General features: G+C 62.8%; 14 protein-coding genes. 10 read left to right on the top strand and 4 right to left on the bottom strand.

All coding sequences use genetic code 11. From position 1 onward, the window contains the following. Positions 1-61: 61 nt before the first annotated feature. Positions 62-820 (bottom strand): SDR family NAD(P)-dependent oxidoreductase, encoded by a 759-nt coding sequence (locus tag NK8_RS07605; RefSeq protein ID WP_162066812.1) that lies wholly within the window; start codon positions 818-820, stop codon positions 62-64. 161 nt (positions 821-981) lie between these two features. On the opposite strand from NK8_RS07605, the gene NK8_RS07600 reads away from it, so the two are divergent. Then, entirely contained in the window at positions 982-1,302 is a 321-nt protein-coding gene (locus NK8_RS07600; protein ID WP_162065688.1) for a hypothetical protein, read from the top strand. Here NK8_RS07600 and NK8_RS07595 read toward each other — a convergent pair. Together NK8_RS07595 and NK8_RS07590 are read right to left on the bottom strand one after the other, a co-directional pair. Next, entirely contained in the window at positions 1,291-2,850 is a 1,560-nt protein-coding gene (locus NK8_RS07595) for a hypothetical protein (RefSeq protein ID WP_213225931.1), read from the bottom strand. The genes NK8_RS07600 and NK8_RS07595 overlap by 12 nt on opposite strands. Positions 2,851-3,055: 205 nt before the next feature. After that, positions 3,056-4,102 carry a DUF2235 domain-containing protein gene (locus NK8_RS07590; RefSeq protein WP_162065686.1) on the bottom strand — a complete coding sequence of 349 codons (1,047 nt, stop codon included), beginning with the start codon at positions 4,100-4,102 and terminating at the stop codon, positions 3,056-3,058. Positions 4,103-4,371: 269 nt separating this feature from the next. On the opposite strand from NK8_RS07590, the gene NK8_RS07585 reads away from it, so the two are divergent. Together NK8_RS07585 and NK8_RS07580 are read left to right on the top strand one after the other, a co-directional pair. After that, positions 4,372-4,578, top strand: a complete 207-nt coding sequence (locus NK8_RS07585) for a hypothetical protein (RefSeq protein ID WP_213225930.1) — start codon at positions 4,372-4,374, stop codon at positions 4,576-4,578. Positions 4,579-4,753: 175 nt separating this feature from the next. Beyond that, positions 4,754-5,869: a hypothetical protein gene (locus tag NK8_RS07580; RefSeq protein WP_213225929.1), complete on the top strand. Its 1,116-nt coding sequence runs from the start codon at positions 4,754-4,756 to the stop codon at positions 5,867-5,869. A gap of 156 nt (positions 5,870-6,025) precedes the next feature. Here NK8_RS07580 and NK8_RS07575 read toward each other — a convergent pair whose 3' ends face one another. After that, positions 6,026-6,352 carry a DUF4148 domain-containing protein gene (locus NK8_RS07575; RefSeq protein ID WP_213225928.1) on the bottom strand — a complete coding sequence of 109 codons (327 nt, stop codon included), beginning with the start codon at positions 6,350-6,352 and terminating at the stop codon, positions 6,026-6,028. Between the two features lie 380 nt (positions 6,353-6,732). Here NK8_RS07575 and NK8_RS07570 point away from each other — a divergent pair, with 380 nt between their 5' ends. The 7 genes from NK8_RS07570 (at position 6,733) to pcaF (ending at position 12,514) form a co-directional block, all read left to right on the top strand. Further along, positions 6,733-7,047: a DUF4148 domain-containing protein gene (locus NK8_RS07570; protein ID WP_213225927.1), complete on the top strand. Its 315-nt coding sequence runs from the start codon at positions 6,733-6,735 to the stop codon at positions 7,045-7,047. A gap of 319 nt (positions 7,048-7,366) precedes the next feature. Next, positions 7,367-8,371, top strand: a complete 1,005-nt coding sequence (paaA, locus tag NK8_RS07565) for a 1,2-phenylacetyl-CoA epoxidase subunit PaaA (protein WP_213225926.1) — start codon at positions 7,367-7,369, stop codon at positions 8,369-8,371. A 17-nt stretch (positions 8,372-8,388) separates the two neighbouring features. Beyond that, on the top strand, positions 8,389-8,673 hold the full coding sequence (paaB, locus tag NK8_RS07560) for a 1,2-phenylacetyl-CoA epoxidase subunit PaaB (RefSeq protein WP_014191517.1): 285 nt from the start codon (positions 8,389-8,391) through the stop codon (positions 8,671-8,673). Between the two features lie 13 nt (positions 8,674-8,686). After that, positions 8,687-9,487, top strand: coding sequence for a 1,2-phenylacetyl-CoA epoxidase subunit PaaC (gene paaC, locus NK8_RS07555; RefSeq protein WP_213225925.1), 801 nt, complete (start codon positions 8,687-8,689; stop codon positions 9,485-9,487). Next, entirely contained in the window at positions 9,488-10,012 is a 525-nt protein-coding gene (gene paaD / locus NK8_RS07550) for a 1,2-phenylacetyl-CoA epoxidase subunit PaaD (RefSeq protein ID WP_213225924.1), read from the top strand. Positions 10,013-10,075: 63 nt separating this feature from the next. Beyond that, on the top strand, positions 10,076-11,164 hold the full coding sequence (paaE, locus tag NK8_RS07545; protein WP_213225923.1) for a 1,2-phenylacetyl-CoA epoxidase subunit PaaE: 1,089 nt from the start codon (positions 10,076-10,078) through the stop codon (positions 11,162-11,164). Between the two features lie 147 nt (positions 11,165-11,311). Then, a complete protein-coding gene (gene pcaF, locus NK8_RS07540) occupies positions 11,312-12,514 on the top strand; it encodes a 3-oxoadipyl-CoA thiolase (protein ID WP_213225922.1) in 1,203 nt (400 codons plus the stop codon). The last annotated feature ends 3 nt before the right edge of the window (positions 12,515-12,517 follow it).

Below are 12,517 nucleotides of genomic sequence, written 5' to 3'. Positions count from 1 at the left end.
CGCCCTGGCGTCCGGTTTTTTTTCGCCCACGGGCGGCGCGCAATCGTAACGAAGCACTGCGTCAGATGAACATCCCGCCCGATACCTCGACGCGCTGCGCCGTCATCCAGCGATTGCCCTCCGAGAGGATCGCCACGATCGCGCCGCCGATATCGTCCGGCACGCCCGCGCGCCCGAGCGCCGTGTTATCCGCGATGAACCGGTTCGTATCGTGATCGTCGCGCACGACGCCGCCGCCGAAGTCCGTCTCGATCGCGCCCGGCGCGATGGTGTTCACGGTGATGCCGTGCGGCCCGAGCTCCTTCGCGAGATAGCGCGTGAACACCTCGATTCCGCCTTTCATCACGGCATACGCCGCAAAGCCCGGCAGCGCGAAGCGCGTAAGCCCGCTCGACACGTTGAGGATCGCGCCTTCCTCGTGGAGATAGGGCAACAGCGTCTGCGTCAGAAAGAAGGGTCCTTTCAACTGGATATTGACGAGCTCGTCGAACTGCTCGGGCGTCGTTTCCGCGAAGAGCGCATGAATGCCGATGCCCGCGTTGTTCACCAGAAAGTCGAAATTCTCGCGCTCGAAGGTGTCTTCGAGCGTCTTGCAGAGCGCGTCGCCGAAGGCGGCGAAGGTATCGCAGCGCGCGACATCGAGCGCGAGCATGGCCGCCTTGCCGCCGGCGTGCGCGATTTCATCGACGAGCGACTGCGCGGCCGCCTCGTTGCGGTTGTAAGTGCCGATCACGCCGGCGCCCTGGAGCGCGAGCTTCAATGCGGCGTTGCGTCCGAGTCCGCGGCTCGCGCCGGTGATCACGGCGACTTTGCCGCTCATGGTTCCGTTCACGGTGACTGCTCCTGTCGTTGCGTTGCCGATGGTTCACTGTAGGACGGCGCAGCGCGCTCAGGAAGGCGAGTCGATGCTGCGACGCACACGCGACGGGCGCGGCCCTTGCTGCATCGTTTCGATCGGTCCACTCACCGGAGAATCGCACCATGGCCAATCGTGAGAGCAGGGAACGCCCGTTCAGGCTATTCGCGGTGGAGCAGCGCGTGCTCGCCCAGAATGTCGACGGCAAGGTGATCGACATCGGCGGGATCGATTCGAAGAACGGGGAATTCTGCGCCTGCATGGATTCGGGCGATATCAAAACCGAACCGAAGCGCAGCGCAGAACTGGCGCTGAAGGCGCTCGCGGGCGAACTGTCGTTCGACTATCTCGACGGCCTTTTCACGAGCGGGCGCGAGGCCGAAGTGAGCGGGCGGCTGCAGGACTATCCGAGCATCGAATTCGAACTCGACGAATCAGGGTCGTGAAGGCGGTCGCGCGGGCGCGTTACGCGTGGCGCGCGCCGGCGCATCGCTGCGGGGCGGAAACATCGCGCCGACGAGCCGGTCGACGAAATAGAAGAACTTGTCTGACGCATAACCCGCAACGAACGCGATCGCGAGCGGCGACACGTCCTTGCCGCCTTCGAGCAGCTTGCTGAAGAGACCGATCGAAATGCCGACGATGATCGCGCTCGTCACGTGCGCGCGGTTCGCCACCTTCGAGTGCTCGGGGTGGAAGGTATTGGCCGCTGAATCGGCGGATAGTTGCCGCAGAATCGCGGCGCACGCGCCGAGCCACGCATACAGCACCGGCAGCAGGAAGCCCGTCACCGCGCCCACGATCGACAGGATGATGTCGTTCGCATACAGCGCCATCGCGCGAATGTCCTGATACACCGCGATCTTCTGAAAGCCTTGCGCGACCGCATCGAGATCGGTCGGCGGATTGGTGTCGCCCGGTTCGGCGTTGGGTTTCGCGAGCAGTGGCAGCGTGATTTCCAGCACCTTGCGCGCAACATCCGGATTGCATTGCCAGTCGCCGCTCGCCACCTTGCCGCCGTAGTACTTCGGCGAATGCGACGTGCGATACGCGCCCTGAAAATTCAGCACGTTCTCTTCGGCGTCGCAGGGCGCCTTGTACGGGCTGCGGATCGCGCCGAGACCGAGGCTCGTCGTGAACGCGCTGATGCGCGACACGTCCGCGAAAAGCTGCCGGTTGTTGGTCGCGAAGCTCTGCAACTCTTCCTTGATCTGCAGCGCGGGCTGGGAGTTTTGCAGCGCGATCAAGGCGACCGCATCCTTTTTCGCGGCGGCTTCGGCGATTGCGACCGCGTGCGCCTGCAACTGGTTGTGCAGCGTGAGCGCGGCCGCGTCGTTCTGCTTGACGACAGTCGAGATATCGGTCGATACCTGGTTCGCGACGAACAGCAGGCACGACAGCGATACGACCAGCAACGTCAGCGCGATCGCCGAATGCGTGTAGATGCGGATCGCGCGCCGCGCGCCTTGTCTAGCCTCGCTGCCCGCCGTTTCCGCGACGACCGGCGTCACCGCATGCGCGATACGGCTCATCGCCGCGTAGAACGCGCTCTCGATCTCGGGACTCCACGTGTGGTCCTGCTGCGCGGCGCGCGCTTTCGACATGGCTTCGATATCTTGCTCATCGAGCAGCCTGCCGTTCTGCGCGCCGTACGAAACCATGTCGCGGCAGTGATCGAGATCGTCGACGATGCGCCGCCCCGGATATTGCACCGACGCCGCGATGCGGCTCATCGCGCCATAGAACGCGCTGCCGATCGCGCGGCTCCAGATGCCCTGGTCGAAGGCGGCGCGCGCGCCGCGCACCGCGTCGACATCGGCCTTGTCGAGAAGCGTGCCGGTTTCGGCCGCGTGCGAGATGAGCGCCTCGCACTTGACGATGTCCGCCTCCGCGCGCGGGCCGGGCTGTCCGTCGCTGAAGTCGCCGTTGTCGTCGTTGTCCATGACGCCCGCTGCGCCGTGTTCGACGAAGTCCGTCGTGGAAGGTGTGCTCATGCCGGTCTCCCTTCAAGTCCGGGCGAAGCATGGGCTGCGGGCGGACATCGGTCTGGATCGTGCGCGTCGCGCAGATGATTTCATCTGCAACTATCCGCGATCGTTTGCAGCGCAAACGTTTGGTAGAGGAATTTTAGGCATCGTTTTGCTACGACGTGTGCGTGCATGCGCACACAACATCATCATACGATGCGGATTCCTGAATTTATGTTCCGACTGGCAATGCCTTCAACTGAGCGACGAGCGCCGGATACATGTCGATGAAACCCGGCGTCGCGAGGCGCGCGAGCAGGCTCGGGTCGATCGTTTCGTTGAGCGCATTGCCGGCTACGCGCGCCTGCTTCTTGCACACCACTTGCAGAAACGGATGATGCGCGGTGAATTCGGCATACGAATCGATCGGCTGTGACTGGAACGCTTGCTGAGGAATCTTGATCGGACCGTCAATCTCGAGACCCTTGTCCGCTGCCTTCTGGCGCAGCCATTCGGCGGGAATGAGCGGCAGCAGATCCTCGGGCGTGCGCGGCGGCGTGACGTATCCGCCGCCCACGTTCGCATGCGCGCCCGCGAACCAGCGCTGTTCGAGCGGCAGATCGCCGCCGCGCGTTTCGGTGCCGGGTGTCCACAGCGTCGGTTTGTAGAGCGAGCGGAACTCGTTCGCCGCGATCGCGTGATAAGCCGCCTTCGTGCGGTTCGAGAGCGTCGTGTCGTGGAACTTGTAGTAGCTCGAAAAGCCCGGAACGGGCAGGCCATCGAGCGGGATGCCGAGATCGCCGACCGTATCCCACACGCCGATGAATTCGACATCGACTTCGCGCGTGAACTGCTTGCGGAAGTCGACGACCGTCTGATCCGAAGGCCCCACGTCCTTGTCGCGATAGATGCCGTACGCCTGATCGATCGAAGGCGGACTCCAGTCGTTCGCGAGTCCGCACTTGCGGATCAGTCCGGCCAGGCTGCGCGCGGAATACGCGCCGCGGCTGAAGCCGAAGATGTAGATCTTCGCGTCCGGCTTGTAGCGCTGACACAGCCATGCATAGCCGCTCTTGATGTTCTCGCTCAGGCCGTCGCCGAATGCGCCGCCGAGAAATTTGTTGGCGAGCGAAAATAATCCATTGCCTTGCGTGCCGACGCCCGCCACATAGAAGGTTTCCTGCTGGTCCGTCTCGGGCGCGAGCTTGTAGAGCAGATACGCATTGGTGCGATCGTTGGGCTCGTTCCACGTGCCGTCGAAGAAGATGGCGAGATTCATGAGCGCGGTCTCCGCGGTGTTCCGGTCTTGTCGGCGCCGGTATGACAAAAGATGCCCCGAAGTAAGGAATAGGTAATCCGCGAACAATGCGCAAGCACGCGAACGGTGCAAAACGTGGCGCATGCCGGGGCGCGCTGGATTTTGGCGGAAAGACGAGGGATGCGAGTAGCGCAGACGCGAGCGCGCGTCGCGCAGCCTCGGGGCCGATGTGCGATGCTAGTCGGGCGGCCGCACTGGGGGCTGCCGCATCCAATATCGCGGGGTGAATCATGAAAAGAACGCCTATCGCCACGATCATCGTCCTCACGGCAGCGACGCTCGCCGCACCAGCTTTCGCTCGCGACGAGGGTCCGCGTTTCGCGCAGGACCGTCTCGATGCGCTGGTTGCCCAACACAAGGAAGCAGCACGCAATATCGCCGAGGCGCCTTCGCGCGAGAAGCAGGCACATTCGGACGCGCAGCACGGCGCTTCGTGATCGGGCTTCGCTCGCGGCCTGACGCAATACGTTGAGTCGCGAAGCCTTCTAAAACCGGCGCGCAACGCGCCGGATGAGATCGTTTGTACCCAAAGGTATGAAATTTGCGACCGTCGCCCGGGTGCTCCGCGGCCGCGCGCCGACGATCCTCCTTTTCACCCTCGATCAAACGCTCATGACAAGGAAAGCCTTATCGCTCGCCATTCTCTCCGTCTCTTTTCTCGCAGCGGGTTGCGTGGGCATCGGCCCGAGCCGCCTGAAAGCCGATCAGGTGGACTACGCCCGCGCCCTCGGCGATGCGAAAAAGCGTGAAATTCTTGCCGCGATCGTCGGATTGCGTTTCGCGGACGCGCCTTCGTTTCTCACCGTGAGCAGCATCATCGCCGCCTATACGTTCGATACCACCGGCGGCGTCGTGTTGAACGCCGGCTCCGGCGCACAGCCGAACTACGCGCAGGCGACGGGCAGCGTCTCCTACTCGAATCATCCGACCTTCACGTTCACGCCGACCACCGGCGACGCGTACGCGAGCGCCTATATCCGGCCGCTTTCGCCGACGCTCGTGATGCCGCTCGCGGAAAGCGGCATTCCGATCGACTTGCTTTTACGCATCACCGCGCAATCGGTCAGCGGCTTGCAGAACGGCAATGCACTCGGTGGACCGAACGCATCGGGTTCGCCCGAGTTCTTCCTGCTGCTGCGGGCGCTGCGCAGACTGCAACTGGCGGGCGAACTGAATATCGAGTCACGTAATACCGATGACGACAAGGCCGGCAAGAAGGACAAGGGCAGCGGTGGCAACAGCGCCGACAAGGGCGGCGTCTTCATCACGCTCGGCGCGACGCGCAGCGGCAACAACAAGGAAGTCGTCGACGATCTCGCGCTCGTGAGAAAGCTTTTGCATCTCTCGCCGAAGATGAAGACCTACGAGATCGTGTACGGGCAATCGTCGAATCAGGATCGCATTCCGATGGTCACGCGCTCGGTGCTCGGCATCCTCACCGATCTGGGCGCGCAGATCGCCGTGCCGGACGAGCAGGTGGGCAGCGGCGCGACCAAGCCGGGCATCGGGTTGATCGGCGGAGAGACGCGTCCGACGATCATCGTGAAGGTGGGCGAGAAGCCCCCTCAGGATGCCTACGTGAGCGTGCTGTACGACAAGGCGAACTACTGGATCGCTCGCAGCGATTTCGATTCGAAGTACGCGTTCACGGTCGTGCAGAATCTGATGGCGCTTGCGGAAGTCACGGATACGTCGAAGTCGCCGGTCGTCACGATTCCGGCGAATTAGGTCGGGTGGCGGGGCTGGTTTGGAGGCTGGGACCGCGGCGGCTGACCAGAATCAAGCATGCGGAATGCAAAATGCCATCGTGCATGGTGCATGCAAAACGCGAAGGGGCGACATCTTGCGATGTCGCCCCTTCGCTACTCAGCCGACGTCGATCGCTTACTGACCGAAGTAGGCGCCGAGCGCACGCGGTTGAACACCGGTCGTGCGGCCCGATTGCGACGAGCCATTGGCGACCGAACCATAGTCGCTCGATTGCACCGGCGCTTGCGTGAGCGTTTGCGCGCTCACACGAGCTTGCGCCGCCTGAATGTTCGACGGATAGGACGGGTCGCTGATGTTCGGGTTGTAGCCAGCCTTTTCGAGCTGAACCAGCTCGGCGCGAACCTGGGCGCGTGTGAGCGGCGCGTCGGATTGCTGCGCGAACGAGAGGGCGGGAACGGCGAGAGCAGCAGCTACGGCGACTGCGGAAATGAGCGTCTTCATGGTGTTACCTCCGATACGGATGTCTGTTCGTGCTGCCGGTTTCGTGTTAAGCAGCTTGTGAACGGAGTGTAAAGACGAGCCCTCCGAAGATCATTCTCGTTTCCGTTGAATGATCATTGTCGAGATGGAAATAATCGGAACGGTGTTTTGTTGCGATGCGAGGCGTGGAAAGCCTGGATCGCGGTGGTATCGCTTCAACATGCTGCGCTGCGCTCTCACGCGCCCATATGCGCGCCATTCTTTTACCGATTTCGTAAAGATGCTTCCTGATTGTCGCGAATGATCATTTGCTGCGGTGCACTTAGACTTCGATCGTCCGCTCGACGTGCCTGAATTCATGAAGCGAGTCGGGCGCTATCGAAAAACAGGGAGAGTCCATCATGAAATCGTGGGTCAATGTAGTCATCGCAGCCGCTGTCGTGTCCTCGCCGCTTGCGTCGTTTGCGCAATCGAGCGCACCAGTGAGCCGTGCCGAAGTTCGCGCCGAACTCGTTCAACTCGAGAAGGCCGGTTACTCGCCGGCCGCAGAAGACGCGTCGTACCCGGCGAAACTGCAGGCAGCCGAAGCGCGCGTCGATGACGTGCGCCCCGCTCAGGCGCAGGCCGAAGGATACGGAGCGTCGACGGGCGCGGCGTCGCAATCGGGCCGCGCGAGCAAGCGCGTCGATCCGCAGGGCGTGTTCTTCGGTCAGTGAATCGGTTCAGAGCGATGCCGGAACCGGGCCGCGTGATGTGACGCGTCCTGGTCGATTGCATACAAAACTCGAAATGCACGCCAGACGCGGTGTGCGCGAATATTGAAGCAACCTCCGCCGCCGGATTACCGGTGGTTTTGCCCAGTCCGCAACGGCTGGGCTTTTTTGCGTTCGTCTTCCAGAACGAAACAAGCGCTTTTATCGGGTTAACGCGATGCTATTTAACCCGGAACGATTGCAAATAAAATTAATCAACCGGACGGTCGGTTAATAGTTATACTCGCTCCATCGCATCTCAAAAAAGACGGCGGAGCCCCGCATGTACACCCAATCCCTCGACCTCCCGAGCCCCACGCAGTCAAGCGACGCAGCCGCATCGGCCGCCTCGCCGGACCAGACCCGTTTCGACGCGATCATGCAAGCCGACGGCAAGATCGAGCCGCAGGACTGGATGCCCGAGGCGTACCGCAAGACGCTGGTGCGTCAGATCTCGCAGCACGCGCATTCGGAGATCATCGGCATGCAGCCCGAGGGCAACTGGATCAGCCGCGCGCCGAGTCTGAAGCGCAAGGCGATTCTGCTGGCCAAAGTGCAGGACGAAGGCGGCCACGGCCTGTATCTCTACAGCGCCGCCGAAACGCTGGGTGTCTCGCGCGATCAGCTGGTCGCCGCGCTGCACGCAGGCAAGGCCAAGTATTCGAGCATCTTCAACTATCCGACGCCCACCTGGGCCGATGTCGGCGTGATCGGCTGGCTGGTCGACGGCGCGGCGATCATGAACCAGATCCCGCTGTGCCGCTGCACCTACGGGCCGTACGCCCGCGCGATGATCCGCATCTGCAAGGAAGAGTCGTTCCATCAACGCCAGGGCTTCGATGCGCTGCTCTCGATGATGAAAGGCACGCAGGCGCAGAAAGACCTCGTGCAGCAGTCGGTGAACCGCTGGTGGTGGCCGGTGCTGATGATGTTCGGCCCGAGCGACAAGGATTCGATCCACAGCGGCCAGTCCTTCGCATGGGGCATCAAGCGCATCTCGAACGATGATCTGCGTCAGAAGTTCGTCGACGCGACCGTCGAGCAGGCGAAGATTCTGGGCGTCACGCTGCCCGATGTCGATCTGAAGTGGAATGCGCAACGCAACGCGCACGACTACGGCGAGATCGACTGGGAAGAGTTCTGGCGCGTGGTCAACGGCGACGGCCCGTGCAACAAGGAGCGCCTCGCCACGCGCGTGAAGGCGCACGACGAGGGCGCATGGGTGCGCGAAGCGGCCCTTGCCTACGCGGAGAAACAGAAGGTCCGCGCCCACCAACAAGCTGCATGAGCATGGAGACGATGAAGATGAACAAGGAATGGCCGATCTGGGAAGTGTTCGTGCGCAGCAAGCAGGGACTGGATCACAAGCATTGCGGCAGTCTGCACGCGCCGGATGCGGGCGCGGCGTTGCGCATGGCGCGCGACGTGTACACGCGCCGTCAGGAAGGCGTGAGCATCTGGGTGGTGCCGTCGGCGGCGATCACGGCATCGGACCCGGCGGACAAGGGTGAATTGTTCGAGCCGGCGGCCGACAAGATCTATCGGCATCCGACGTTCTTCGTGCTGCCCGACGAAATCAATCACATGTAAGGGCGGGAGCGTCATGAGTCAGGAACAACATCTCGCCTACGTGCTGCGTCTGGCGGACAACGCGCTGATCCTCGGCCAGCGCAACGCCGAATGGTGCAGTCACGGCCCGGCGCTGGAAGAAGACATCGCGCTGGCGAACATCAGTCTGGATCTGATCGGTCAGTCGCGGCTTCTTTATACGCACGCGGCGACGCTCGAAGCATCGCTGAACGGCACGAAAAAAACCGAAGACGATTACGCGTACTTCCGCACCGAGCGTGAGTTCGCCAACTACACGATCGCGGAGTTGCCGCACGTCGGTCCGCTGGCGGGCACGACACGCGCCGAGCGCGATTACGCGGTGACGATCGTGCGCAACTTCCTGTACTCGGCGCTGATGATCGAAGTGTGGAGCGCGCTGCAGACATCGAGCGATGCGCAACTCGCGGCGATCGCGGCGAAGTCGATCAAGGAGACGAGCTATCACCTGCATCATGCGCGCGACTGGCTGGTGCGCTTCGGCGATGGCACGGACGAGTCGCATCGCCGTGCGCAGGCCGCGCTCGATTATCTGATGCCGTACACGCGCGAATTCTTCGCTACCGACGCGATCGAGCAGGCCGTCGCCGATGCGGGCATCGCGCCGCTGGCGAGCGCGTTCGAAGCGGCATGGCGTGAGCAGGTTGCATCGGCGCTCGAAGAAGCCACGCTCAAAGCGCCCGCCGAAGTGCAGCACATCACGACGGGCAAGCACGGCGAGCATTCGGAGCACATGGGCTATCTGCTGGCGGAAATGCAGAGTCTGGCGCGTCAGCATCCGGGCGCGAGCTGGTAAATGAATACGGCCGACGCAAGCATCGAACGCGCGTGGCACGTGCTCGAAGCGGTGCCTGATCCGGAGATTCCGGTGGTATCGATTCGCGAGCTGGGCATTCTGCGCGATGTGCGCCACGGCGACGATGGCGTGCTCGAAGTGGTGATCACGCCGACGTACTCGGGGTGTCCTGCGATGTCGCAGATTGCCGAGGATATCGCGCAGGCGATCGATCAGGCTGAACTCGGCGCGCATCGCGTGGAGACGGTGCTGGCGCCAGCGTGGACGACCGACTGGATCACCGATGAAGCGCGCGAGAAGCTGCGCCGCTACGGCATCGCGCCGCCGACAGGTCAATGCGGCAGCGCGCCCGTATCGAACGTGAAGCCGATCCGTTTCGTGCCGCGCAAGCCCGAGGTGATCGCCTGTCCGCGCTGCAGCTCGACGCACACGGAGAAGCTGGCGCAGTTCGGCTCGACGGCGTGCAAGGCGCTGTATCGCTGCATCGATTGCCGCGAGCCGTTCGATTACTTCAAGCCGTACTGAACCGAATCACTGAATCAACCGAATCACCGAATCAACCGAATCAACTGAAGCGAGCCGAAAAACATGGCGACTCCGCAATTCCACCCGCTGCGCATCCGTGACGTGCGACCCGAAACCGCCGATGCGGTCACTGTTTCGTTCGAGGTGCCGCCCGCGCTGCGCGATGCGTTTCGCTTCACGCAGGGCCAGTTCGTGACGCTCAAGACGCATATCGATGGCGAAGAAACGCGCCGTTCGTATTCGATCTGCGTGGGCGTGACCGACTACGATCGCGATGGCGAATTGCGCATCGGCATCAAGCGTGTGCGAGGCGGCCGCTTCTCGAACTTCGCGTTCGATACCTTGAAGCCCGGCCACGAGATCGAAGTGATGACGCCCGATGGCCGCTTCTTCACGCACCTGAACGCGGATCACGCGAAGCAGTATGTGGCGTTCTCGGGCGGCTCGGGCATCACGCCGGTGCTGGCGATCATCAAGACGACGCTGGATACGGAGCCGACCAGCCGCTTCACGCTGGTGTACGGCAATCGCAGCGTGGACGCGATCATGTTCGCCGAGGAGCTCGAAGATCTGAAGAATCGCTATATGGATCGCTTCTCGCTGTATCACGTGCTGTCGGATGATCTGCAGGACGTGGAGCTCTTCAACGGCGTGCTGGATGAAGCGAAGTGCAAGGCGTTTCTGGAAAGCCTGCTCTCGCCTGAAGAAATCGACGAAGCGTTCATCTGCGGCCCCGGCCCGATGATGGATGCGGCCGAAGCGGCATTGAAGGACTCGGGTGTCGCACTGAAGCAGATTCACGTCGAGCGCTTCGGCACGCCGTTGCCGCAGGCGGGGGTGCCGGCCATCGAGATCACGGAGAACACGCCTGCGGCGGATCTGGAGCTGATCATCGACGGCAAGAAGCGCAAGCTGCGCCTGCCGTACAAAGGCGTGAGCGTGCTCGATGTGGGTTTGAAAGCGGGCCTCGCGTTGCCGTACGCGTGCAAGGGCGGTGTGTGCTGCACGTGCCGCGCGAAAGTGCTCGAGGGCGAAGTGAAGATGGAAAAGAACTTCACGCTCGAACAACATGAAATCGATGATGGTTTCGTGCTGACTTGCCAGTGTCATCCGGTGAGCGAGCGCGTGGTCGTGAGTTTCGACGAGCGCTAAGCGCCGTCCTGATCCGTGTGAATACGCGCATCGCAATGATGCGCTTGAAGCCGACGCATTCCCAGACCCATACAAGCCGAAGTCGCCAGCGATGCATCCATCGCGCGGCTTCGTCGTGATCGATCATCCACTACATCGAGACTTGTCATGACAGAAGCCTTCATCTGCGACGCGATTCGTACGCCCATCGGCCGCTACGGCGGCGTTTTCAAGGACGTGCGCGCCGACGATCTCGGCGCCGTGCCCATCACCGCGCTCATGAAGCGCAATGCATCGGTGGACTGGACGCAGGTCGACGACGTGATCTACGGCTGCGCGAATCAGGCAGGCGAGGACAACCGCAACGTCGCGCGCATGTCGGGTCTGCTCGCGGGCTTGCCCATCGACGTGCCCGGCTCGACGATCAACCGTCTGTGCGGTTCCGGCATGGACGCGGTCGGCAGCGCCGCGCGCGCGATCAAGGCAGGCGATGGCTCGCTCTATCTCGCGGGCGGCGTCGAAAGCATGACGCGTGCGCCGTTCGTGATGGGCAAGGCATCGAGCGCGTTCTCGCGTTCCGCCGACATCTTCGATACGACCATCGGCTGGCGCTTCATCAATCGCGCGATGCGCGAGCGTTACGGCGTCGATTCGATGCCCGAGACAGCGGAAAACGTCGCTGTCGATTTCGGCATCTCGCGCGATGCGCAGGACCGCTTCGCGCTGCGCAGCCAGCAACGCGCGGCGCGCGCACAGGCCGACGGCACGTTCGCCCAGGAGATCGTCGCTGTAAGTGTCCCGCAAAAGAAGGGTGAATCGATTGCGGTCGATCGCGACGAGCATCCGCGCGAGACCACGCTCGAAACGCTTGCGAAACTGAAGGGCGTCGTGCGTCCCGATGGCAGCGTTACAGCGGGCAACGCGTCGGGAGTGAATGACGGCGCATGCGCGCTCATCATCGCGAACGAAGAGGCGGCAAAGCGTCATGGACTCGCGCCGCGCGCGCGCATCATCGGCATGGCGACTGCTGGCGTCGAGCCGCGCATCATGGGCATCGGCCCCGCACCCGCGACGAAAAAGCTTCTCGCGCGCACGGGCCTCACGCTCGACCAGTTCGACGTGATCGAGCTGAACGAAGCCTTTGCTTCGCAAGGCATCGCGGTGCTGCGTCAACTGGGACTCGCGGAAGACGATCCGCGTGTGAATCCGAACGGCGGCGCCATTGCGCTCGGCCATCCGCTCGGCGCTTCGGGTGCGCGTCTCGTCACGACGGCGCTGTACGAACTCGAACGCCGCAATGGCCGCTATGCGCTGTGCACGATGTGCATCGGCGTGGGGCAGGGCATCGCGATCGCGATCGAACGCGTCTGAGGG

This window comes from Caballeronia sp. NK8 (assembly GCF_018408855.1).
Classification (GTDB): domain Bacteria; phylum Pseudomonadota; class Gammaproteobacteria; order Burkholderiales; family Burkholderiaceae; genus Caballeronia.
Note: the sequence above shows the minus strand (reverse complement) of the source record. Positions and strands in the feature narration are given on the sequence as shown.